A 21,488-nucleotide genomic window follows, 5' to 3' on the forward strand; every position below is an offset into this window, starting at 1 on the left:
ACGGTGGATCGGTGGTCAAGGACCGGCAAAATGTAGCGCACGGGTCGACCACGCCCGCCGCCCACCCGGAAAACGGGTGGGCGGCGGGCGGTGGCGACGGGAGTCGGGGAGCGGTGGGGCGACGCGTCAGGCCCCCACCGGCAGGTCCTTGGCGCGCGAGCGGATCACGAAGGCCGTGACGAGCTCGACCACGCCGACCACGATCAGCCAGATACCGGCGAGCACGGCGAGGACCCTCGCCGACTCCAGCGGCGACACGATGAGCACCACACCGGCGACCGCGCTCACGACGCCGAGGAAGATCTGCCAACCGCGCGCGGGCATCCCGGGGTCGGAGGCCGCGGCCACCGTCTGCGTGATGCCCCGGAAGAGCCAGCCGATGCCGATCCAGAGCGCGAGCAGCAGGGTCGACTGCATCGCGCCCCGGAAGCAGAACAGGCCGAGCAGGATCGAGAGCGCACCACTGATGAACGCCATGACCCGCAGCGCCGTGGTCGCGTGCGTACCGAAGGCCGCGACCAGCTGCATCACACCGCTGAAGAGCAGATAGAGGCCGAAGAGAACACCGGCCACTCTCAGGGAGGCATCGGGCCATACGAGCACCAGGATGCCCAGGACCACCGAGACGAGCCCGGCGACGAGCAGCGCTTGCCAGGCCGCGCCCGCGAGCGCACCGAGCGGACCCGGCGGTACGTCGTGCCGCGCCGGTCCGTCATGAGTCTGTGTCATGGAAGCATCGGTCCCTTTCCGTTCAGGTGCGTCGGTTACGTGCGGGGGAGGGAGACCGGTCAGCGCGCGGTCGCGTAGCCGCTGAGGAACAGTGCCTCGGCCAGCGCCATGTGCTCGATCTCCGAGGGGTCCACGCTCTCGTTGGGCGCGTGGATGAGGCAGCCGGGCTCCTCGACGCCGATCAGCGCGATCTCCGCCTTCGGGAACCGGTCGGCGAGCACGTTGCACAGCGGGATCGACCCACCCTGCCCCGACTCGACCATCTCCTTCCCGTAGGCCTCGCGCAGCGCCGACGCCAGGGCACGGTAGGCCGGACCGTCGGTGCGCGCCCGGAAGGGCTGCCCGGCGCTCTCCGCCTCCACCTCGACCCGGGCGCCCCACGGCGCGGCCGAGGTCAGATGGTCGGTGAGCGCGCGGAGTGCCTCGTTCACGTCGATGCCCGGCGGGACGCGGAGGCTGACCCTGGCCCGTACCTTCGCCTGGATCGCGGCCGAGGAGCCCACGACCGGCGGGCAGTCGATGCCGAGGACGGTGACGGCGGGACGGGCCCATAGCTCGTCCGCGACCGAGCCCGTACCGACGAGGGACACGCCGTCCAGGACCCCCACGTCGGTCCGGAACTGTTCGGCCGGATAGTCCACGCCGTCCCAGGAGCCGTCGCCCGGCAGCCCCTTGACCGCGGTGTTCCCGTGCTCGTCGCGCAGGCTGTCGAGGATCCGTACGAGCGCGGCCAGCGCGTCGGGCGCGGGCCCGCCGAACATCCCCGAGTGCATCTCGCCCTTGAGCGTGGAGACGGTGACCACCACATTGGTGAGCCCCCGCAGCGACGTGGTCGCCGTCGGCAGGCCGAGTGCGAAGTTCCCGGTGTCGCAGATCAGCAGGGCGTCGGCGGCGAAGAGGTCGGGCTGCACCGGCACCAGCTGCTCCAGGCCGCCCGTGCCCTGCTCCTCCGAGCCCTCCGCCACGAACGTGATGTTCACGGGGAAGCCCTTGCCCTCCGGCCCGCCCAGCGCCCGCAGGGCCGTCAGGTGCATGGCGATGTTGCCCTTGCAGTCGGCGGAGCCCCGCCCGTACCAGCGGCCGTCGCGTTCCGTGAGCTCGAAGGGCGGTGTCTGCCAGGCGGCGTCGTCCAGCGGCGGCTGGACGTCGTAGTGGCAGTAGAGCAGCACCGTGGGCGCGCCCTCGGGGCCGGGCGCGTGGCCGACCACGGCGTCCGTGCCGTCCGGGGTCGTCACCCGCCGCATGTCACGGAGTCCGGCCTCGGTGAAGGCCCGTACGAGGAAGTCGGCCGCCTTCGCGCACTCCTCGGGCGGGAACTGGCGCGCGTCGGCGACGGAGCGCATCGCCACCAGCTGGGCGAGGTCCTCCTTCGCCCGCGGCATCAGCGTCCGGACCTTCTCCCGCAGCGCGGCGGTCTCGGGGGACTCGGCGGTCATGCGTACCCACTCTCTTCGGGACGGCCACAGCTCCCTCACTAAAGCAACGCGGGACAATTGCCGCAAAAGATGACTCCGATGGAGCAGGGAAGCAGGGTCCCGGGCGGCGCGGCCGGGGGAGCGGGCCGAGAGTGGACGGCGTACGAGTCCGCCTTCCCGCACGTTACGGAGACCCCCTCATGACCCAGCTCAACCGACGTGACCTCGGGTTGCTCGTGCTGCGGGTCGGCACCGGCGCCGTACTCGCCGCGCACGGGACGCAGAAGCTGTTCGGCTGGTTCGGCGGCAGCGGCCTCGAAGGCACGGCCAAGGGCATGGAGGCGATGGGCTTCTCGCCCGGCCGGGAGAGCGCGATCGCCGCCGGTCTCGGCGAGGCGGGCGGCGGCGTCCTCCTCGCCCTCGGTCTCGCCACCCCGGCCGCCGGCGCCGCCGCGGCCGGTGCCATGGCGGGAGCCGTCGCCGTCCACGCCCCGGCCGGCTTCTTCGCCCACGCCGGCGGGTACGAGTACCCGGCCTTCCTCGGCTTCACGGCCGCCGCGATCGGTATCGCGGGCGCCGGCCGGTACTCCCTGGACCACGCCACCTGCCACGTCCTCGACCGGCCGTGGGTCGTGGCGACCGCCTTCCTCGGCACGGCCATCGCCGCGGCCGCCGTGGTCGGCCGCCGGGCCCAGGACCAGGGGCCCGCGGAGGACGACGAACCGGCGGACGCCGCACCGGGCGAGGAGCGTTAGGCTCGCCGCAGAGGAAGGGACGGGCGCCGCACATGAAGATCGATCTGACGGACACCAATTCCAGCAAGATCAACAAGGCGATCCTGGAGGGCCGGCGGGCCGTCGGCACCCCCGCCGTCGGCGTCGTGCTCACCCTCCTCGTCGTCACGGACGAGGAGAACGCCTACGACGCGGTGAAGGCAGCCAACGACGCCTCCCGGGAACACCCCTCCCGCATCCTCGTCGTCATCAAGCGCCATGCCCGCTCGCCCCGAGGGCGGCACGAGACCCGGCTCGACGCCGAGGTCCGCCTCGGCGCCGACGCCGGTTCGGGCGAGACGGTCCTGCTCCGCCTCCACGGCGAACTCGGCGCCCGCGCCGACTCCGTGGTCCTGCCCCTGCTGCTGCCGGACGCCCCGGTCGTCGTCTGGTGGCCCGTCGACGCCCCCGAGGTCCCCTCCCGGGATCCCCTGGGCGTACTGGCGCAGCGCCGCATCACCGACATGTACGCGGTCGAGGACCCGCTCGCCGCCCTGGAGGCGCGGGCCGCGTCCTACGCCCCCGGTGACACGGACCTCGCCTGGACCCGGCTCACCCCGTGGCGCTCGATGCTCGCCGCCGCGCTCGACCAGGCCCGGGCGTCCGTGACCTCGGCGGCCGTCGAGAGCGAGGCGGAGAACCCCAGCGCCGAACTCCTCGCCCGCTGGTTCGAGGTCCGGCTCGGCGTCCCCGTCGACCGGATCGTCACCGACGGCCCGGTCGTCACGGCCGTCCGCATGGGTACGCCCGACGGGGAGATCCGCATCGACCGGCCGGAGGGCCCGGTGGCCCGGCTGGCCATCCCCGGCCAGCCCAGCCGGGTTCTCGCCCTCAAGGTCCGTACCACCGCCGAGCTGATCGCCGAGGAACTGCGCCGGCTCGACCCCGACGACGCCTACGCGGCCGCCCTGCGCGGCCGCGCGTGACGCACCCCGTACCGCCCACCGGCTCAGCCTTCCGCCGGTTCAGCCCTCCGCGGACTCAGCCCCCGTCGTGGGGGCGACCGGCGTGAAGGCGACCGGCAGCGTCGCCATGCCCCGCAGGATGCCCTCGCGCCGGGTCAGATCCGCGTCCGGGTCCGCGAGCCGCAGATCCGGGAAACGGCGCAGCAGGGTGCCGATGGCGATCCGGGCCTCGGCCCGGGCCAGCGGGGCGCCCAGGCAGAAATGCACGCCGTGGCCGAAAGCGAGCTGTTGCGGGACCTCGCGCCGTGCGATGTCGAGGATGTCGGCCCGGTCGTAACGGGCCGGGTCGCGGTTGGCCGCGGCGAGCCCGATGATGATCATCTCGCCCGCCGGGATGGTCACCCCGCCGATCTCGTACGTGTCGACGGTGAAGCGTGCGACGCCCCGGCTCACCGGGCCCTCGTACCGCAGCAGTTCCTCGATCGCGCCGGGAAGCAGCGAGGGGTCGTCCCGGAGCGCCGCGAACTGCTCGGGGTGGCGGAGGAGCGCGTGGACGCCGTTGGCGATGAGGCTCGCCGTCGTCTCGTGACCGGCCAGCGTGAGCAGGATCGTCATGGCCGTCAGCGCGCGGTCGCTGATCCGCTCCTCGGCCTGCGCGGCGCACAGCGCACTCAGCAGGTCGTCCTTCGGGTCGGCCTTGCGCTGCGCGATCAACGGCTCGAAGAACTCGGTGAGTTCGGCCCGCGCCTGCGCCCCCTTGGCGAGTCGCTCGGGTGTGTTGGGCGGCATGATGAGACCGACGGCGAGACGGGCGAAGTCGGGCTGTCCCTCGGCCGGGATGCCGATGAGTTCGCTGAGTACGGCCATGGGCAGCGGGAGGGCGAACTCGGAGACGAGATCGGCGGATCCGCGTGCCGCGAAGGCGTCGAGGAAGGCGTCGGTGTGCGCCTGGACGCGGGGCGCCATCTGCTCCACGCGACGGAAGGTGAAGGCCTTCGAGACGAGGTTGCGCAGCCGCGTGTGGTCCTCGCCGTCGGCGACGAGCATGCTGGCCATCAGGACGTTGGTGCGCTCCTGATGGGCCATCTCCTCCTCAAGTCCGTTGACGCCGACGGGACTACTGCTGAGCCGGGGATCGGTGAGCGCCGCCACCGCCTCGTCATAGCCGGTGACCATCCAGACCTCAAGGGTGGGATTCAGCCGTACGCGCTGGACGACTCCGTGCTCGCGGATGCGCTCGAAGAGGGGGTAGGGGTTGGGCTGTTGGGCGACGTTTACCGGGACATCGTGAACAATCGTCTGGTCTTGGCCGGTCATCTTCCGTAACTCCCCGAAGCTTTGTGAAAGATCTGTGGCAGGTAGTCATACCAGCCACCTCAGTTGCGTGGTAGCGTCACCGGCGCTCGGCTCGAATGATGTACGAATGATGTACGGGGAAGGACCGGCGAACCGCCGGTGGTAGACCAGCGAGACGCTCCGCCTACCGGTGGATTCGCGTCTCGTGCAGCTCGACTCGTCGGCTATGAAGGCCTCAACCAGGGCCGTATGCGAAGGGGGAGATGTTTCGTGGAGCAAGCGGCAGCTGTGGATGCTGTGGACCCGATCCTGGACCTGGTCCGTCCGTCGAACCTGCGGAACCCGTACCCCGCGTACGCCCTGATGCGTGAGTCCACCCCCGTCTTATGGCATGAACTGCTCGGTTCCTGGGTGCTGACCCGGCATGCCGACTGCCTCGCCGTCCTCACCGACAGTCACCGATTCGCCTCCGACTGGCGCCGCGCAGGGGAGGACATCCCCGCGCCGCTGCTCAGCGTGCAGACCCTCGATCCGCCGGAGCACACGGCCATCCGGCACCTGCTCCTCGACGGTTTCCGGGCCCAGGACCGGCGGGCACTGCACGACGGTCTGGATCTCGAAATCGCCGATCTGCTGGCGGAGTTGGCCGAGAGGCCCTCGTTCGACTTCGTCGGCGAGCTGGCCGAGCCGGTCGCGCTGCGCTTCGTCACCGCGTTCCTCGGCGTCCCAGCCCCCGAGCTCGACTGGTTCGTGCCCATGTCCCGTACCGTCGTCGACGGCATGGACGCCGGCCTGTGGCCGGAGAAGCACGAGCCCGCCGTCGCGGCCCGGGCCCGGCTCGCCGAGTACGCCGGCGGATGGCTCGCGGATCCGCCCAAGGAAGGGCTCATCGCCCATGTCGCCGAGCACGCGGCGGACAGCGGCGTAGAGGAAACGATTCTTCGGAACAGTCTGCGCGCGGTCCTCCACGCCGGCTACGAATCCGCCTCGCGGCTCCTCGGCAACGCCGCGGCCGCCCTCCTCACCACCCCCGGCGCGCCGGCCGCCTTCCGGGCGACCCCGGCCTCCGCCGTGGACGAACTCATCCGGTACGACGCACCCGTCCAGGCGGACGCCCGGGTCTGCGTCACCGACACCGAACTGGGTGGCGTCACGATGAGAGCGGGTGATCCGGTCACGCTGCTTCTGGGCGCGGCCAACCACGACCCGCTCCGCTTCGACCACCCCACAGAGCTGCGACTCGACCGCACTCCGAACCCGCACCTCGGGTTCGGACGCGGAGCCCATGCCTGTCTGGGCGCGTCCATGGCGATCCGGCTCGCCGGATCGGTCCTCGGGGCCCTGGCCAGGGACTACCCGGACGCACGGGGAGTCGCGGAACCGGAACACCGGCGCAATCTGACCCTTCGCGGTCTCGACCGCTTCGAGGTCACTCTGCGCCCGAGAGCGGGGGAGGGGGTACGACCATGAAGTACTGGCACTGAAACCAGTGAGCGGGGCGCCCGTCCGGGAGGCGCGCGCCACGCCTCGTGCACGACTGTGCACGACCTGAAGCCCGAGCCCGTTGTACGGCTCGGGCTTCAGCCCTGTCCGGATCAGTTGAGGGTGTCGGGGTCCGGCCCCGTGCGCAGACCGCGGTCGAGGCGCTCGATCGACCGCATCTCGGCGTCGGACAGGACGAATTCGGGGTCGAAGACGTCGATGTTCTCGCGGATACGGCCAGGGGTCACGGACTTCGGGATGACGACGTTCCCGAGCTGAAGGTGCCAGCGCAGCACCACCTGGGCGGCGGACTTGCCGTGCCGGGCGGCGATCGCGGCGATGACGGGGTCGGCGAGCACGGCGCCCTGGGCGAGCGGGCTCCAGGCCTCGGTGGCGATGGAGTGGACGGCGTGCAGCTCGCGCAACTCCCGCTGCTGGAGGGCGGGGTGGAGCTCGATCTGATTCACGGCCGGCACCAGGTCGCTGCTGTCCAGGAGCCGCTGAAGATGCGCGGGCTGGAAGTTGGAGACGCCGGCGGTGCGGACCCGCCCGTCGGCGACGAGCGTCTCGACGGCCTTCCAGGTGTCGACGTACAGGTCACGGGCCGGAGTGGGCCAGTGGATGAGATACAGATCGACGTGGTCGAGGCCGAGCTTGGCCAGGCTGTCGTCGAAGGCCCGCAGGGTGGAGTCGTACCCCTGGTCGGCGTTCCACAGCTTGGTGGTGACGAAGAGCTCGTCGCGGGGGATGCCGGAGGCGGCGAGCGCGCGGCCGACGCCGGTCTCGTTGCCGTAGATCGCGGCGGTGTCGACGGAGCGGTATCCGGCTTCGAGGGCGTGGGTGACGGCGGCGGCGGTCTCGTCGTCGGGGACCTGGAAGACGCCGAAGCCGAGCTGGGGGATCTCCGTGCCGTTGTTGAGGGTGAGACGGTGGGGACGTGGGACATGGGACGTACTGCCTTCTCTGTGATTCCGGGTGTTTCCGTACGAGGTGGGGGTTCAGCGGCGCCCGGCCGCCACAGGGGCCGGAGCCGCGCCGGGCACACCGGCCGATGAGGTGGTGATGGCGGTCGCCTTTGCGGCGGCCCGGGTGCGCCGGTCGAGGGAGGCGGCGACGAGGGCCAGGACCAGCGCGGAGGCGGAGAGCAGGGCGCCGACCCAGTTGGGGGCGGTCCAGCCGAGGCCGGCGGAGATGACGGTGCCGCCGAGCCAGGCGGCGAGCGCGTTGCCGAGGTTGAAGGCGCCGATGTTGGCGGCGGAGGCGAGAGTGGGGGCGGCGGCCGCCTGGTCGAGCACCCACTTCTGCAGCGGCGGGACGGTGGCGAAACCGAGCGCGCCGATGAGGGTGAGGGTGATCGCGGCGAGCACCTTGTCGTGGGCGGTGGCGGTGAAGGCGAGGAGGGTGAGCGAGAGCGCGCCGAGGGTGACGAGGAGCATCGGCATCAGGCGCCGGTCGGCGAACCTGCCGCCGAGGAGATTGCCCAGGAACATCCCGATGCCGAAGAGGACGAGCAGCCAGGTGACGGCGGCCTCCGTGTAGCCGGCGACCTCGGTCATCATCGGGGTGATGTAGGTGATGGCCGCGAACACGCCGCCGTAGCCGAGGACGGTCATCGCCATCGCGAGCCAGACCTGGACGTTCTTGAAGGCGGCGAACTCGGCGCGGACGTTCGACGTCTCCGGCCTGCCCTCCTCGGGTACGAGCCTGGCCACGCCGAGGAAGCCGATCACGCCGAGCGCGCTGACGATGGCGAAGGTCACGCGCCAGCCGGCGGCCTGACCGACGTAGGTGCCGAGCGGGACGCCGACGATGTTGGCGACGGTCAGCCCCATGAACATCAGAGAGATGGCTGAAGCCTTCCTCTCCGGGGCGACGAGTCCGGCGGCGACGACGGAGCCGATCCCGAAGAAGGCCCCGTGGGCGAGGGAGGCGACGACCCGGCCGATGAGCATGACGCCGAAACTCGGGGCGATCGCGGAGAGTGCGTTGCCGACGACGAAGAGCGCCATGAGGAACAGGAGCATCTTCTTCCGGGACACCCGGGTGCCCAGCGCGGTCAGGACCGGGGCACCGATCACGACGCCCAGGGCGTAGCCGGTCACGAGCCAGCCGGCGGTGGGGATCGACACCCCGAAATCGCCCGCGACCTGCGGCAGCACGCCCATGATCACGAACTCGGTGGTCCCGATCCCGAATGCCCCGATGGCGAGGGCCAGCAGCGCGAGAGGCATGACGACGAACCTTCCGTTCGTTGTGTGGAGGTCTTACCTGCGTAGACAATACTTGCACACGCGCTATAAGCGCAAACGGTGGATAGTGGCGCGGAATGGCTACTGAGGGTTGGGGCAGGGCCGACGGGAACGACGAAGCGCCGCCCGCCCCAGGGAAGGGGCGGGCGGCGCTTCGTCGACGAAGGAGAGGGGAGGAGGGGTGGACCTCAGGCGCGCAGCCTCCCCGGCAGCCAGCGAAGCTGGGCGGCCTGCTGGAAGGAGCCGCCGCCCTCGTGGTCGTTGAAGTCGTAGACCTCGATCTCCTTGTCCTCCTCCGCGTAGGCGTTGAAGGCCGCGAACACCGTCGACGGCGGGCACGTCATGTCTTCCAGGGCCGTCGAGAACAGGGCCGGCGCGGTCGCGCGCGCCGCGAAGTGGACCCCGTCGAAGTACGCGAGGGTGTCCCGCGCCCGCTGGACGCGGTCGCGGTGGGCCTTGAGGTAGGTGCCGATCTCGCGGTACGGCGCGCGGTCCGTGATCGTCGTCGCACGCGGGAAGTCGCAGAGGAACGGTACGTCCGGGGCCACCGCCACCAGGTCCCGCACCAGCCCCGCCACCGCCAGCGTGATGCCGCCGCCCTGGCTCCCTCCGGTCACGGCCGTGCGGCCCGCGTCCACCAGCGGGTGCGAGCGCGCCGCCTCCACGGCACGGACGGCGTCCGTGAAGAGCCGCCGGTAGTAGTAGGTCGCCGGATCCTCGATGCCCCGGGTCATGAAACCGGGGGAGGCGGGCGCGCTGCCGACCGGGTCGGGGGTGTGGCCGGTGGCCCATCCGCTGCCCTGCCCCCGGGTGTCCATCACGAAGTGCGCGAACCCGGCGGAGGCCCAGAGCAGATGCGTGTGCGGCAGCCCGCGCCCGCCTCCGTACCCGAGGAACTCGACGACCACGGGGAGCGGTTCGGTGGTGCCCGCCGGGAGTACGAACCAGCCCTTGACCGGCTGACCGTCGAACCCGGCGAACGTCACGTCGTACGTCTCCACCGTGGCGAGCTGCGTGGCGACGCGCTCGAAACGCGCGTCGAGCGGGTGCGCGCGCGTCTCGTCGAGGGTCTTCGCCCAGAAGGCGTCGAAGTCCTCCGGCTCCACGGACGCGCTGCGGTACGTACGGAGTTGGTCGATGGGCAGGTCGAACTGGCTCATGGGCACCGCCTGATGGGTGAGGGGTCGCGTTCGAAATCTCGACCGGTCACTCCGGTCCTCCCCACCCTAGTAGGCACCCGCCGCCGATTCATATACGTGAATCAGCGGGCCGTCCCGAGCGCCGCCCCACCGACACTTCACGCCGAGCGTGCCACGAGAACGCCCCCGGACGTGTCCCCATGGCATCCTCGGACGATGCCCCACCGCGTCCGGCTGCGGGCCTTCTTCGTCCTGCGCGGAGGGACACCATGCTCATCAGCCACACCGTTCGCCTCGACGTCCTGCACGTGATGCTCCACCGGGACCTGGACGTCACCAACAGGGCCGCCGCCGCCCTCCAGATCCAGGTCCTGGTCCAGACCCACCGACCGACCCGCGTGGTCATCGCGCTCCCGGCGGCCGACCCCACCCCGGCCACCCTCAGCGCCCTCGCCCGCGCCCACCGCATGTGCGGAAGCCTCGGCATCCCCCTCACCCTGACCGGCGCGAGCACCCGCACGAGCCGCCTCCTGGAGGTGAACACCCCGTAGAGCACGGCCGCGGACACCCAGGTACGACGTCTTTCACGGGACGGATACCGTCGCCTGGCTCCCGCGCTGGCTGCGCATATCAGGGTCGACCTGCGGGCAGTACGACGTCCCGTGGCCGCGAGAGTCAGTGACTGCTCGGCGGGCCGCGGGCTAGAAGAGGCCGACCCACCTGTGCTGGGTGACGTTCTCCAGGATCTCGCGCAGCCAGGGGCTGCGAACGGCCGGCAGCCGGACCAGAGTGTGTCGGAACGCTCCAGGGTCGGCCCGGAACAAGCGATGGGGGCGCGGCGCAGGCGGGTCGTCGCGGAGGACGCCGTCGGGCATGGAGCCCGATGCGGGGATGGGCAGATGCGGCTCGGGGAAGGCAAGCCACAGCCACACGCCGAACGGCAACGGCACCGGGTACGCCGAGGCGGCTGGGCCGGGCGGGGTCCAGACTTCCCCCGTCTGCGGATGAGTCGGTACGAGGAGGATGTCGGCGTCCGCGTCGGGGGTGGGCAGTCCCGGCCCGGCCAGGACTGCGCGCTGCGCCGGAGGACCTGCGGGCAGCAGGGCGTCGAGGGCACGTTGGAAGACCTCCTCGACCAGGCCGTCCGGGACCGTCACTGGCCGACCGTTCGAGGCGGCCAGCAGATGGGCGAGTGCCCGGCCGGCCGCAGCCTCCCACTGTGGGCTCCATGACCACCAGCGGCTCACCCACGGCCGCGACCCCCATGTGGTGATCGGCTCGAACGGGGGCGTGCCCTTTCCCTCCGCCAGCGCTTCTGTCCAGGAGAGCGGTGCGGCGTCGGCGCCGGCGCCGTCGACGAGCAGGCGGTGCACGGCGTTCGGTGCGAGCCACACCGCTTGCCAGAGCGAGCAGTCGTCGATCCGGGTCGCCACGAGCATCCCGCACGCCTCGCAGGCCATGTTCGGGCCGTCGGTCCCGTCGAGGCCGCAGCAGTATCCGCCGCAGTTCTCCGGGATCAGCAGTGTGCCACGGGCGTCACCGGGTGCGATCGCGATCGCACCGGGCGCGGCGTCGGACAGGGCGTGGACCGGCGCGTAGACACCCCGGACAGCCGCCTCGTCCGGATGGATCTCCTCCCACGTCCTCCACGGCGGCCCCCAGGGATCGGGGTCCACGGCGAACGTGCCCGGTTCCATGAGTACCGGCAGTTGAATGCCATTCCCGTACTTCTGATGGGCATGGACCGGCAGGGCGACCTGGGACAGCGAGGTGGTCAGCTCAGCGCCGCACCCCGCACACACGAAAACGAACAAATGTCCTCCGCCTGGGAAACAGAGGGCATCGTCGCAAGTAAGGCAGCGGCCGGCCAATCAGTTTCGAGCGGGGAAGACCGTCACCCCATGAGCAGCCGGCGTGCACGCGTCGTTGAGCTCGGCGTTGGCGCCTCCGTTGGGCTCAGAACCCCACCACAGGCCCACAGTGTTCACGACCCAGCATCAAGGGGCTGTCGATCCCGCATGGTTCTGCTGGCGCAGCGGGTGGATACGGACCTCGCCGATCTGGCGGTCCGTCCGGTGCGCGGCGGCCAACCAACTGTGGCGGCTCGGGGACGCGTTGGCCGTGCGGCTTCCGCGTACGGCACGCGCTCCCGGTCTCCTCCTCAAGGAGCGACGGTGGCTCCCGGACCTGGCGCCCCGGCTCCCCCTGCCGGTCCCGATCCCGGTGCGGACCGGCCAGCCGTCCGCGCTCTTCCCTCACACCTGGAACGTCGCGGTCTGGGTGTCCGGCGAACCGGCCGACCGCGTCCCGATCAGCCGGGGCGCCCACGCGGCCGACGCCCTGGCGGGCTTCCTCCGGGCGCTCCACACCGACGCGCCCTCAGGGGCGCCTGTCCACCCCGAGCGCGGGGTTCGCCTCGGGACGCTCGCGGACCGCTTCGACCGGCAGTTCCGGGCCCTCGCCTCCCACGTGCCCCGCGATGTACGAGACGTCTGGGACGAGGCGATCGCCGCCCCGGAGTGGGACGGGCCGCCGCGGTGGCTCCACGGCGACCTGCACCCCGCCAACGTCGTCGTCTCGGACGGGACGCTCTCCGGCGTACTCGACTTCGGCGAACTCTGCGCCGGCGACCCTGCGACGGACCTCGCGGCGGCGTGGCTGCTGCTTCCCGGGACGGACGCGGTCTCTCACTTCCTCGACGCGTACGCCCATGCCCACGCACGCGTCGACACGGCGATGCTTCGGCGGGCCCGAGGATGGGCAGTCCTGCGGAGCCTCTCCCTCGTCGACATCGGTCGCGCGGGGGAGCGCGGGCGCCCGGGCGGCAAGCGGACCTGGGGAACCGCGGGCCGCGCGGCCCTCGGCCGCCTGCTGGCACCCGGCCGGTGAGGCTGACGCGCGTCGACATCGTCAGACCGCTGACCACGACGGTGACACCGAAGGGACGCTCAGTGGGTCAGCGGTTGCGGGAGACACGTGCTGACGTCCTTGCGCAGAGGGCCTGAGTGACGGCGCCGCGGGCGTCGTCTGTGTCGTCTCCGAAGACCGCCCTCGACCTGCGCACTATTTGGCGCCGCCGCAGGTCAGGGGCGTCATGTGCCCCCCTCGGGTCGGCAAACGGTCAGCGTGCGTCCCCGTTGTGTCTCCGCTTGCGGACCCTCGACCTGCAGTACGGCGCAGGAGTACGCCAAGCAGTGGCGGCCTCGGCAGCGCTGAGCGGCAGCCCGCCGCCCGAGGTGCGCCGGGGGTTCCGCGCGCCGCACTATCGGGAGGAAGTCGGCGGCCGGCCGTTCGGCGACGGCCCCCGCCCGGGCCGCCGCGCCCGGCCGCGCGCGTGCCGCCGCTCGGCCCCGGAATTCGATAGGGATTTCAACGTTTGAATGCGCGCTGATGGCGTAGAAGCATCTGCGGAGGACGCAAACAACGGAAATCAACTTTTCGCTACCACCGCCCGCCGTCCGGTGACCGGGAGGAGTCGGCCGTGACATTCGGATCGCGCCGCCACGGTCGCTGGAGAAGGCGTCGGGCGTGGGCCCGATGGACTCCGGGTGCTCTCTTTCGCCGAGGTGTCGTGCGCGTGGCGAAATGGGAGCTCCGCCTGACGGCTTGGAGCGTCCGGACGTTGTTCCGGGCGGCATTCCACGCCGCGCTGCCGACGGCGGTCCGGCGCAGGCTGTAGGGCTCTGAAGCGGGCCGATACGAATACGGCAGGATTCACGACACGGGACGGAATGAATCATGGGAATAATCGCCTGGATAATACTCGGGCTTCTCGCGGGCATCATCGCCAAGATGTTGATGCCCGGAAAGGACCCGGGCGGCTTCATCATCACCACGCTCATCGGCATCGCCGGAGCCCTGCTCGGCGGTTGGCTGGGCAAGGTCATCTTCGGCGTGGACTCCGTCGACGGGTTCTTCGAGCTGTCCACCTGGATCGCCGCCATCGTCGGATCGCTCGTCCTCCTGGCGCTCTACCGGCTCTTCGCCCGGCGCAAGTGACGCCCTCCGCGGCCCTGGACCCCTCCGCCCCTTGCCGGCCGCCCCGCTGCTGCCCCCGACCGCTCCTCGGCGGTCGGGGGCAGCAGTGTGCCGAGCGGGCCGCGGCCCAGGGTGAGCTCTCCGCCAGGGTCATGGCGACCAGGCCGGCGAGGGCCTCGCACCGGTGCAGGAGTGACGCGTCGATTTCCGGCGCGGTGACCCGCAGGACGCCCCTCCGGCCGACGCCGGGACCGGAATCCATCCCGTACGCTCCCCGCCGCCGGAGTCCGGCCGGCTCAGCCGCACCGACTCGGTGCGGTACGCGTGTCCCGCGAGCGAGTTGTCGACGGACGGCGTCTCCAGGTCCACGGTCCCGTCGTCGGCTGTGAGCGGGGACGCCTGCTCGGGGATCGGGAGCGCCACCAGACCCTGCTGCTGCAGGTCGGCCACGTAGCCTCGGGCCCGGTCAGCCCCAGCCGCCGCCCGGCGTCCGCCACGAACAGGGGCATCGCGCTGGGAGCGAGCTGGTGGGACGCGGCCGGCACGTCCGCCAGGACCGCGCCCACGGTGTCACCGTCCACAGGCGCCGCCCTTCGCCGGCGGTCGCCGGCGGGCCCCGGTGACCCTCCCCTCATGCGCCGGTGCGCGCTCGTGGGCCGTCAGGCCGTCCAGGGCGATGCGAGCGATCACCCGCTTGCCGACGGACTCCCGCCGCACCTCGAAGTGCCTGGCGACGGACGTCACGACCTCCAGACCGTGCCGTCCGACGCGTGCCGGGTCGGTCCCCGACCACCGGTAGGGCCCTTGGATTGGCTTCCGCCCTCGCCCCCGCATGCCGGCCAGGCCCGTCCTGGATGCCCGGTTTGCCTTCCTGGGTCAGGGGCACGCGGACCTCCATGAGTCCCGCGCCCCGAAGGGCCGGGACGGAAGAGCGCGACTCCGAGAGAGAAGGCGAAAGGGTGAGAATCGATGTCGATCGGAATCGTCCTGGTCGTCGTCGCGGCCGTCGTCGCGGCCGGGTTCGCCGCCGGTGTGGTGGTGGACCGCCGGCGGCGATCGCGACTGCGCGACCGCTTCGGGCCCGAGTACGAACGGGTCGTGGAGGCGACCGGCAGCAGACGGGCCGCGGAGCGGGAACTGGACGCCCGCGAACGCCGCTTTGCCGACCTGGAGATCAAGCCCGTGCCCGGTGAGGCGCGGGAGCAGTACGCGCGGCGGTGGGTGCGCGTCCAGGAGGAGTTCGTGGACCGGCCCGAGGCCGCCGTCCACGACGCCGACGAACTGGTGGCGGCCCTGATGCGCGACCGGGGTTACCCCGACGAGGGCGACGAGCAGCGGCTGCGTGACCTGTCGGTGCGGCACGGCCGCACCCTTGAGCACTACCGGGCGGCCCTGGACGTCCACGCGATGAGCACCCGCAACGCCGCCACCACCGAACAGCTGAGGGGCGCGATGATGCACTACCGCACCCTCTTCGACGACCTGCTCGCCGACGGCGAGCCGACCGGCACCCGCCGGTCCTGACGCGGAGGCAGGAGAGATGCGACACCACGAGACGTCCGAGCGCACGACCCGGGCGACGGGTCGACGACACCACGCGGACCCGACGGGCGAGTACCCCGAGCGGTCGGAGGGTCGTCCCGAGCCGGCCGGCCGCCCCGAGCCGCGGACCGGGCAGGCCCGGTCCCGCCCCGGCCGGCCCGGGCCCGCGACGACCGGAGGCGACGGGGTGCACCCGCCGGAGCACAGCCCGACGGTCGCACCGACCCCGCCCCGGCACGACCAGGCTCAGCAGGGCGGGCCGCAGCCCGAACAGCCTCAGCAGGGTGCGTCCCAGCAGGGTGGGCCGCAGCCGGGTGGGCCCCAGCAGGGCCGGCCCCGGCACGACGAGCTCCAACAGGGCGGGCCGCAGCATGATCAGCCGCAGCCCGGCCGGCCCAGTCACGATCAGTCCCGGCCCGGCGGCCCCGGCGACCCGCCGCCCCCGCCCGCGGCGTCCCCGCAGGTACCGGCTCAGAGGACGCCTCCCGCGTACCCGCAGGCCATGCCCGAGACCCCGCCCCTGCCCTCCGCGCTCCCAGGCCCGGTGCCCGAGGGCCACGGCGGTCACGCCCGGCACGCCGCCCCCGCCCCGCAGGAGCGGTCGCAGGGGCCGGACAACGGACGCGCCGCGCGACCCGGCGCCGCCGGAGCGAACGCGGAGGGGATCCCCGATCTGCTCGACCCGGTCGAGGAAGGGGAGTTCCGCCGCCGCTGGCACGAGGTCCAGGGCCAGTTCGTCGACGACCCCCGCCAGGCGGTCCACGCGGCCGACGTCCTCGTCGGGGACGTGATGAGGACCCTGGCGGACACCTTCGCCCGGCACCGGCACACCCTGGAGGGGCAGTGGAGCCAGGGGCTGGAGGCCGACACCGAGAGCCTGCGCCTCGCGCTCTGCCAGTACCGCGCCCTGTTCCAGCGCCTGTTGTCCACCTGACGCCCGGGGGCGCCCCCCGTGCCCGTGCCCGGCGGTGCGATCGGCCTCGCGGCCGCACCGCCGGGCCGGCGGCATGTCCGGCACCGCTTCCCGCGGGCCTTCCGCTCCGGCGATCCTGGCCGTACGGCGCCTGCGCGCGGCGGTGGTGTACGCGCCGCGCACGCCCCGTACGCACACCGACGCCCCGCGCGGTACCTCGCGCGGGGCGTCAGCGGTCCGGCTGTGAGGGCCGGGCGAGCAGGCGTCAGCGGTGGCGCAGCCTGCCGAACAGGCGGCGTGCCTGGGCGCGCCTGCGCGGGTCGGCCGTGGCGCGGCGAAGGGACGCCGCCGCGCCACGGCCCTGGGGGCTGCGGGCGAATCGCTTGATGCGGTCCAGCAGTGCGGTCATGGGATTCTCCTCCGATGTCGAACGCGCGGGACGGTTCCCGAGAGGGCACCATCTACCGGAAGTACGCGGGGAGGAGGCCGGCGAACCGCCTCCGGTCCCGGCCTCCGGCAATGCCCCCGCCTTCCTTCCGTGTCCTGGCACTCCGTGTTGCCCCAAGCGGCCGTCTCACACCTCAAGGATCCTGATCGGCCGTCAGACGAGGGGTCTCAGACGGTCGTTCACGGGGGGATTGGCGGCGCCGGTGCGCTCGTCCGGGTGCCGTCCGCCGCCCCGTCCCGGGGCGGGGGCGCCGCCTCGCCGGCGGGCGCGCTGCCCAAAGCGCCGTTCAGCGTGAGCCCGAGCGTGACGAGGGTCGCCGCCACGGCCCGCCCGGCGGCCGGCCGCCCCGGCCGGGCGGCGGAGGACCGGCGCGGCCGGGGCGACCGGTGCGATCGGTGCGATCGGTGTACCCCCGCCTCCCGGGAGCCGGGTGCGGTGGAGGGCGCGGAGGCGCGTCCCGCGGTCCGCGGGTCGGCGAGGATCCGGGCGCAGGCGGCGGCGTCCGGGCGGGCCTCGGGGGATCGGTCGGTCATCGCCGTGAGCAGGCGGGCGAGTTCCGCCGGGAGACCGGACGGCAGCACCGGAGGGCGGCGCAGGTGAGCCAGCGCCGCCTCCAGCGGCGCTCCGCCGTACTCCACCTCGCCCTTGAGGGTTTCGAGCAGCACCAGGCCGAGGCTGTACACGTCGGCCGCGGGCCCCGTCCTGCGGCCCAGAGCATGCTCGGGCGCCATGTAGGAGGCGGTGCCTACGAGGGTGCCCGCGTGCTCGGAGGCGTCGTCCGCGGTCTCGACGCGACGGGAGATGCCGAAGTCCGTGAGGTGCGGGGTGTCCGACCGGTCCAGCAGGATGTTCGACGGCTTGACGTCGCGGTGGACGACGCCATGGGCGTGCACATGGGCGACGGCCGAGGCCAGGGCGGCCCCGGTCCGGCAGGTCTCGGCGGGCGTGAGGACCCCGCGGGCGATCCGCCGCCGCAGCGTCGTCCCCCGGACGAGCTGCATCACCAGGAACGGCCGGTTCTCGTCGCGGCCCGTGTCGTAGAGGGTCACCAGGCCGGGATGGTGCATCCGGGCCAGCAACCGGGCCTCATCGCCGCACTCGGCGTCGGTCCGGCGGGCGCCCGCGGGCCGGAACACCTTCACCGCCACGGGGCGCCGCAGCCGCAGGTCCAGCGCCTCGTACACGTCTGCCGTGCCGCCCCGGCCCAGGAGGCGGTCGAGCCGGTAGCGCCCGGCGACGGTTCGGGCCATCCATGTGGCGTCCGGATGTACGGCCCTCGTTCGGACCTGCATCGGGGGCTCCCTGAGGGGTGTGGCCGGCCCACTGCCGACGGGCCGGGAGTCGGGTGCGTCGCCCGCCGGTGCGTGCGCGGGCCCGCGGCTGAACGCGTGCCCCGTCCGTCCATGAACATCCCCTGGAGGACGGCGGAATGATCCCGGGGGACCCGGGTACGCGGACGCTGTCCAACCCTCAGGGGAGGAGCAACCAACCATGGGTCTGGGACTGTTCATCATCATGATCGCCGTCGGCGCCATCCTCACCTTCGCGTCCGACTGGGAGCTCGAAGCGGTCGACCTCGATGTGGTCGGCCTGATCCTGATGGGCGTCGGCCTGCTCGGGACCGCCGTCTACACCAGCGTTCTGCGCCGCCGCCGGATGGTGGTCCCGCCCGTGGCACCCACGGTCACCGACGACGACCGGCGTGACCTGCTCTGAGGCGGCCCGCACGTCCGGCGCCGCGCCCTGCACGAACACAGCGACAGAGGAGTGACAGCGATGACCGACCATCTGTGGTCCTACAGCACCGAGTCCGGCCACCTGGCGGGTACCGACCTCACCGGGTGGCGCGTCGAGGCCTCCGACGGGCACATCGGCAAGGTGGACAAGCACTCCGACGAGGTGGACGACTCCTACCTGGTCGTCGACACGGGCGTCTGGATCTTCGGGAAGGAGGTGCTCATCCCGGCGCGGGCCGTGACCCGCGTCGACCTGGAGGAGCAGACCCTCTTCCTCGCCCTGTCGAAGGAACAGGTGAAGGACTCGCCCGAGTTCGTCTCCGACAAGCACCTCGCGGACCGCCAGTACCGCGAGGAGATCGGCCAGTACTACCGCACGTCCTGGCCCTTCCCGGGAGGCATGGGCGGCCTCTGACGGGCCGCCGGTCCCAGAATCCCGGACGAACGCGTCGCGGGAAGCGTGCCACGCCGACGGGAGGCGGCCATCCCACGGCCCCGCGCCGACGGCCTCGCGACCGCCCCGCCAGGGACCCCTCCCGATGCGGGGCGGTCGCATGCCCGGGGCCGTCCTTCGGCGGGCTGCTTCGACTCGGTCTCGACGAACGCCGGCGGGGAGCCCGTGTTGACGACCTCGTGTTCGCCGCCGCCCGGAGCTCGGAGACGGTGACCGTGCCGCCGGCATCGATCACCCGGGTACGCCCGTCGGTGACGGGGACGACGACGTAGTCGTACGCGTGGACGAGCCGGCCGGTGGACCGACCGGGTTCGAAGTCCCAGCCGGTCCCGTGGGTCCGGTCGTCCTCGTGCTGGAGGCTCGCGCGGGCCGTGCGGTCACGGGGCGCTCCTTTCGGCGTCGTCTCCGAGCGGTGGGGGAGCGGAGTCGCCGGCGCCCCCGGGCGGCAGGTCAAGCCGCCCGGGCCCGCCCCGGGCGAAACCGGACCGGGGTGGCATGGATCCCGGTCGGCGGGGCATGCGGGTGTCGAGCGATGGGACACGCTCACGCCGGACGATCCACGGTTCCCCCTCCTTGCCGTGGGTCGGCGGCACCCGCGAGCGGCCCGCACCCCGTGGAGGTGCGGGCCGCTCGCATGCCGCCCCGAGCCCCCGTCCCGAGCCGGCGCCCCGAGTCCGCGCCCCGGGACGACGTGCCCCGGCGGACCGGACCGCCGAGCGGTCTTCTCGCATCCTCGGGGTTTGACCCAGGGAAGAGCGGCAAGCCGAACTGGTAGGCACCGGAAGCAGGGTGACGGACAGTCGGCCCGCGGAACCCACCCAGGAGGCGCTCATGTCGAACCCGACCCGAGCCCTCGTCCGTGTGGCGCCGTGGGCCGTGCCGGTGGGACCGACCCGGCCTCGCCGCCTCGCCCACCTCTCCGGTGGCCCGTCGGGACCGGGGACGGCCCCTCGGGCCCACGGGCATCGGTGCGAGCCGCCGCACCCGGGGATCCCCACGCCGGGTATCCCCCTGCACGGCATCCCCGTGCGGGGGCTCCCCGCGGGAACGGTTCCCACGCCCGCGCACTCCGGTCGGACCGACGCGGCGGAATCCTCCGCACCGGTCCGCCCGCCCCGTCGCCCGACCCGCCCTCCGGTGACGCCGCCGTCGCGGCCGCCGGAGGCCGCAGTCCCGTCCGAGGACCCCAGTGCCTCGGGCCGGAGCGGGGAGAACCGCACGTACGCTCCCGCCGTGACCCCCGACGCGCCGCGCGGACGGGACGGGCAGGACAAGCAGGACGGGCTGAAGGGGCGCGCCGACGGTGACCGCGGGCGGCCGCCCGGCGACGGCGGGAACGCCCGTCGCGGACGGTGGCGTCGCCACGCGCCCCCGCGAACGGCCGGTACGCCGCGGGCCTGACTCCGCACCGTGCCGCGCCGGACGGAAGCCCCCACGCTCGACGGGGGCTTCCGCCGTGCCGGCCCCGCTCCAGGGCGCCGCACGTCCGTGCCGTGCCCCCGAGACCGGGCGTCCGCGCCCTCCGCAACCGGGCATGGGCGGAGCGCCACCGGACCGGGTGGTGCGGATCGGCTCCTGGCCCATGATTCAGAGGAGGACCTTCATGAACGAACGAAGCGGCGGTACGCCGGAGGACGAGCCGAGGGAGGCGCGGCACGGCGGGAAGGCACAAGTGCCGGACGGCGGCACCGGCAGGCACGACGGGCGCGGCGAGACGGAGGAGGAGCGCGCGGACCGGCGCTGGCAGGAGCTCCTCCAGGAGATCCGGGTCGCCCAGACCGGGGTCCAGATCCTCCTCGGCTTCCTCCTCACCGTGGTGTTCACCCCGCTCTTCCACGACCTGGAGCAGACCGACAAGACGATCTACCTGGTCACGGTCGTCCTCGGGTCGCTGGCGACGGGCGCGCTGATCGGCCCCGTCTCCTTCCACCGGATAGTGTCGGGGCGGCGGGTCAAGCCCCAGGCCGTCGCCTGGGCCTCCCGGCTCACCTTCACCGGCATCCTGCTGCTGCTCGCGACACTGACGGCCGCCCTGTTCCTCATCCTGCGGGTGGCGACGCACGACCCGTACGTGCCCTGGCTGGTCTCCGGCGTCCTCGCCTGGTACCTGATCTGCTGGTTCGCCCTGCCCTTGTGGGTCCGCACCCACTACGCCGACAGAAGCTGACCGGAGCACGACCCGGAAGGCCCGCCGACCCAAGGCGCGTACCGGCCCGGGAACCGTCGCCGGCGGGGGAGGACGACGACGGAGCCGGCGGGGGAGGACGACGACGGGGGAGGACGACGACGGAGAGGGGCGGGCCCCCCGCGGGGGGGGCCCCCCCCCCCCGGGCGGGGGGGGGGGGGCGGGCCGCCGGGGGGGGGGGGTTGGGCTGCGTAGCCCGGGACATATAGCCGCCCCCCGCCGCCCAGGGGCGTTTGGGCCCGCC

At 72.8% G+C, this 21,488-nt stretch carries 20 protein-coding genes and 2 pseudogenes; 12 read left to right on the top strand and 10 right to left on the bottom strand.

Going from position 1 to position 21,488, the window contains the following annotated elements; all coding sequences use genetic code 11:
* Positions 1-126: 126 nt before the first annotated feature.
* Together ACIBG6_RS35225 and ACIBG6_RS35230 are read right to left on the bottom strand one after the other, a co-directional pair.
* The gene (locus ACIBG6_RS35225; RefSeq protein ID WP_399226792.1) at positions 127-729 is read right to left on the bottom strand and encodes an HdeD family acid-resistance protein; all 603 of its coding nucleotides are present in this window, start codon (positions 727-729) and stop codon (positions 127-129) included.
* 59 nt (positions 730-788) lie between these two features.
* Positions 789-2,165: a dipeptidase gene (locus tag ACIBG6_RS35230; RefSeq protein ID WP_399226793.1), complete on the bottom strand. Its 1,377-nt coding sequence runs from the start codon at positions 2,163-2,165 to the stop codon at positions 789-791.
* Positions 2,166-2,344: 179 nt separating this feature from the next.
* Here ACIBG6_RS35230 and ACIBG6_RS35235 point away from each other — a divergent pair, with 179 nt between their 5' ends.
* Together ACIBG6_RS35235 and opcA are read left to right on the top strand one after the other, a co-directional pair.
* On the top strand, positions 2,345-2,899 hold the full coding sequence (locus ACIBG6_RS35235; RefSeq protein WP_399226794.1) for a DoxX family membrane protein: 555 nt from the start codon (positions 2,345-2,347) through the stop codon (positions 2,897-2,899).
* Positions 2,900-2,931: 32 nt separating this feature from the next.
* Positions 2,932-3,843 (top strand): glucose-6-phosphate dehydrogenase assembly protein OpcA, encoded by a 912-nt coding sequence (opcA, locus tag ACIBG6_RS35240; protein ID WP_317601296.1) that lies wholly within the window; start codon positions 2,932-2,934, stop codon positions 3,841-3,843.
* Between the two features lie 39 nt (positions 3,844-3,882).
* Here opcA and ACIBG6_RS35245 read toward each other — a convergent pair whose 3' ends face one another.
* Entirely contained in the window at positions 3,883-5,139 is a 1,257-nt protein-coding gene (locus ACIBG6_RS35245; protein WP_399226795.1) for a cytochrome P450, read from the bottom strand.
* A 267-nt stretch (positions 5,140-5,406) separates the two neighbouring features.
* On the opposite strand from ACIBG6_RS35245, the gene ACIBG6_RS35250 reads away from it, so the two are divergent.
* Complete coding sequence (locus ACIBG6_RS35250; protein WP_399226796.1) at positions 5,407-6,588, top strand: cytochrome P450; 1,182 nt, start codon at positions 5,407-5,409, stop codon at positions 6,586-6,588.
* A 125-nt stretch (positions 6,589-6,713) separates the two neighbouring features.
* On the opposite strand, the gene ACIBG6_RS35255 is transcribed toward ACIBG6_RS35250, so the two are convergent.
* The 3 genes from ACIBG6_RS35255 to ACIBG6_RS35265 form a co-directional block, all read right to left on the bottom strand.
* Positions 6,714-7,502, bottom strand: a complete 789-nt coding sequence (locus tag ACIBG6_RS35255; protein ID WP_399226822.1) for an aldo/keto reductase — start codon at positions 7,500-7,502, stop codon at positions 6,714-6,716.
* A 96-nt stretch (positions 7,503-7,598) separates the two neighbouring features.
* Entirely contained in the window at positions 7,599-8,831 is a 1,233-nt protein-coding gene (locus tag ACIBG6_RS35260) for an MFS transporter (RefSeq protein WP_399226797.1), read from the bottom strand.
* A 206-nt stretch (positions 8,832-9,037) separates the two neighbouring features.
* A complete protein-coding gene (locus ACIBG6_RS35265) occupies positions 9,038-10,009 on the bottom strand; it encodes an acetylxylan esterase (RefSeq protein ID WP_399226798.1) in 972 nt (323 codons plus the stop codon).
* A gap of 248 nt (positions 10,010-10,257) precedes the next feature.
* Between ACIBG6_RS35265 and ACIBG6_RS35270 the strand changes: the two genes are divergently transcribed.
* A complete protein-coding gene (locus tag ACIBG6_RS35270; protein ID WP_399226799.1) occupies positions 10,258-10,539 on the top strand; it encodes a hypothetical protein in 282 nt (93 codons plus the stop codon).
* 150 nt (positions 10,540-10,689) lie between these two features.
* Here the strand turns inward: ACIBG6_RS35270 and ACIBG6_RS35275 are convergent, their stop codons facing one another.
* Complete coding sequence (locus ACIBG6_RS35275) at positions 10,690-11,802, bottom strand: hypothetical protein (protein WP_399226800.1); 1,113 nt, start codon at positions 11,800-11,802, stop codon at positions 10,690-10,692.
* Positions 11,803-12,006: 204 nt separating this feature from the next.
* On the opposite strand from ACIBG6_RS35275, the pseudogene ACIBG6_RS35280 reads away from it, so the two are divergent.
* Together ACIBG6_RS35280 and ACIBG6_RS35285 are read left to right on the top strand one after the other, a co-directional pair.
* Positions 12,007-12,877, top strand: a pseudogene (locus ACIBG6_RS35280) (aminoglycoside phosphotransferase family protein).
* Between the two features lie 849 nt (positions 12,878-13,726).
* On the top strand, positions 13,727-13,987 hold the full coding sequence (locus ACIBG6_RS35285; protein ID WP_399226801.1) for a GlsB/YeaQ/YmgE family stress response membrane protein: 261 nt from the start codon (positions 13,727-13,729) through the stop codon (positions 13,985-13,987).
* Between the two features lie 549 nt (positions 13,988-14,536).
* Here the strand turns inward: ACIBG6_RS35285 and ACIBG6_RS35290 are convergent.
* A pseudogene (locus ACIBG6_RS35290) lies at positions 14,537-14,746 on the bottom strand (hypothetical protein); the annotation flags it as partial.
* A gap of 189 nt (positions 14,747-14,935) precedes the next feature.
* On the opposite strand from ACIBG6_RS35290, the gene ACIBG6_RS35295 reads away from it, so the two are divergent.
* Both ACIBG6_RS35295 and ACIBG6_RS35300 read left to right on the top strand, forming a co-directional pair.
* Positions 14,936-15,490 (top strand): hypothetical protein, encoded by a 555-nt coding sequence (locus tag ACIBG6_RS35295; protein WP_399226802.1) that lies wholly within the window; start codon positions 14,936-14,938, stop codon positions 15,488-15,490.
* 520 nt (positions 15,491-16,010) lie between these two features.
* Complete coding sequence (locus ACIBG6_RS35300; RefSeq protein WP_399226803.1) at positions 16,011-16,442, top strand: hypothetical protein; 432 nt, start codon at positions 16,011-16,013, stop codon at positions 16,440-16,442.
* A gap of 244 nt (positions 16,443-16,686) precedes the next feature.
* Here the strand turns inward: ACIBG6_RS35300 and ACIBG6_RS35305 are convergent, their stop codons facing one another.
* Both ACIBG6_RS35305 and ACIBG6_RS35310 read right to left on the bottom strand, forming a co-directional pair.
* Positions 16,687-16,830, bottom strand: a complete 144-nt coding sequence (locus ACIBG6_RS35305) for a hypothetical protein (RefSeq protein ID WP_169749533.1) — start codon at positions 16,828-16,830, stop codon at positions 16,687-16,689.
* A gap of 218 nt (positions 16,831-17,048) precedes the next feature.
* Positions 17,049-18,119: a serine/threonine-protein kinase gene (locus ACIBG6_RS35310; RefSeq protein ID WP_399226804.1), complete on the bottom strand. Its 1,071-nt coding sequence runs from the start codon at positions 18,117-18,119 to the stop codon at positions 17,049-17,051.
* Between the two features lie 241 nt (positions 18,120-18,360).
* Here ACIBG6_RS35310 and ACIBG6_RS35315 point away from each other — a divergent pair, with 241 nt between their 5' ends.
* The 4 genes from ACIBG6_RS35315 to ACIBG6_RS35330 all read left to right on the top strand — a co-directional run bounded on the left by ACIBG6_RS35315 (position 18,361) and on the right by ACIBG6_RS35330 (position 21,226).
* The gene (locus ACIBG6_RS35315) at positions 18,361-18,585 is read left to right on the top strand and encodes a DUF6458 family protein (RefSeq protein ID WP_399226805.1); all 225 of its coding nucleotides are present in this window, start codon (positions 18,361-18,363) and stop codon (positions 18,583-18,585) included.
* Positions 18,586-18,645: 60 nt separating this feature from the next.
* Positions 18,646-19,020, top strand: coding sequence for a PRC-barrel domain containing protein (locus tag ACIBG6_RS35320; RefSeq protein ID WP_399226806.1), 375 nt, complete (start codon positions 18,646-18,648; stop codon positions 19,018-19,020).
* 1,272 nt (positions 19,021-20,292) lie between these two features.
* Positions 20,293-20,460: a hypothetical protein gene (locus tag ACIBG6_RS35325; RefSeq protein ID WP_399226807.1), complete on the top strand. Its 168-nt coding sequence runs from the start codon at positions 20,293-20,295 to the stop codon at positions 20,458-20,460.
* A 202-nt stretch (positions 20,461-20,662) separates the two neighbouring features.
* Complete coding sequence (locus ACIBG6_RS35330; protein ID WP_399226809.1) at positions 20,663-21,226, top strand: DUF6328 family protein; 564 nt, start codon at positions 20,663-20,665, stop codon at positions 21,224-21,226.
* The last annotated feature ends 262 nt before the right edge of the window (positions 21,227-21,488 follow it).

Origin of the sequence: Streptomyces sp. NPDC050842, assembly GCF_044456565.1 — a bacterium.
Lineage (GTDB): Bacteria > Actinomycetota > Actinomycetes > Streptomycetales > Streptomycetaceae > Streptomyces.

What these genes read in the sequence shown, in the direction of transcription:
- ACIBG6_RS35225 (WP_399226792.1), bottom strand. Translation starts at nt 729, where the DNA reads ATGACACAGACTCATGACGGACCGGCGCGGCACGACGTACCGCCGGGT.
- ACIBG6_RS35230 (WP_399226793.1), bottom strand. Translation starts at nt 2,165, where the DNA reads ATGACCGCCGAGTCCCCCGAGACCGCCGCGCTGCGGGAGAAGGTCCGG.
- ACIBG6_RS35235 (WP_399226794.1), top strand. Translation starts at nt 2,345, where the DNA reads ATGACCCAGCTCAACCGACGTGACCTCGGGTTGCTCGTGCTGCGGGTC.
- opcA (WP_317601296.1), top strand. Translation starts at nt 2,932, where the DNA reads ATGAAGATCGATCTGACGGACACCAATTCCAGCAAGATCAACAAGGCG.
- ACIBG6_RS35245 (WP_399226795.1), bottom strand. Translation starts at nt 5,139, where the DNA reads ATGACCGGCCAAGACCAGACGATTGTTCACGATGTCCCGGTAAACGTC.
- ACIBG6_RS35260 (WP_399226797.1), bottom strand. Translation starts at nt 8,831, where the DNA reads ATGCCTCTCGCGCTGCTGGCCCTCGCCATCGGGGCATTCGGGATCGGG.
- ACIBG6_RS35265 (WP_399226798.1), bottom strand. Translation starts at nt 10,009, where the DNA reads ATGAGCCAGTTCGACCTGCCCATCGACCAACTCCGTACGTACCGCAGC.
- ACIBG6_RS35270 (WP_399226799.1), top strand. Translation starts at nt 10,258, where the DNA reads ATGCTCATCAGCCACACCGTTCGCCTCGACGTCCTGCACGTGATGCTC.
- ACIBG6_RS35285 (WP_399226801.1), top strand. Translation starts at nt 13,727, where the DNA reads ATGGGAATAATCGCCTGGATAATACTCGGGCTTCTCGCGGGCATCATC.
- ACIBG6_RS35295 (WP_399226802.1), top strand. Translation starts at nt 14,936, where the DNA reads ATGTCGATCGGAATCGTCCTGGTCGTCGTCGCGGCCGTCGTCGCGGCC.
- ACIBG6_RS35300 (WP_399226803.1), top strand. Translation starts at nt 16,011, where the DNA reads ATGCCCGAGACCCCGCCCCTGCCCTCCGCGCTCCCAGGCCCGGTGCCC.
- ACIBG6_RS35305 (WP_169749533.1), bottom strand. Translation starts at nt 16,830, where the DNA reads ATGACCGCACTGCTGGACCGCATCAAGCGATTCGCCCGCAGCCCCCAG.
- ACIBG6_RS35310 (WP_399226804.1), bottom strand. Translation starts at nt 18,119, where the DNA reads ATGGCCCGAACCGTCGCCGGGCGCTACCGGCTCGACCGCCTCCTGGGC.
- ACIBG6_RS35315 (WP_399226805.1), top strand. Translation starts at nt 18,361, where the DNA reads ATGGGTCTGGGACTGTTCATCATCATGATCGCCGTCGGCGCCATCCTC.
- ACIBG6_RS35320 (WP_399226806.1), top strand. Translation starts at nt 18,646, where the DNA reads ATGACCGACCATCTGTGGTCCTACAGCACCGAGTCCGGCCACCTGGCG.
- ACIBG6_RS35330 (WP_399226809.1), top strand. Translation starts at nt 20,663, where the DNA reads ATGAACGAACGAAGCGGCGGTACGCCGGAGGACGAGCCGAGGGAGGCG.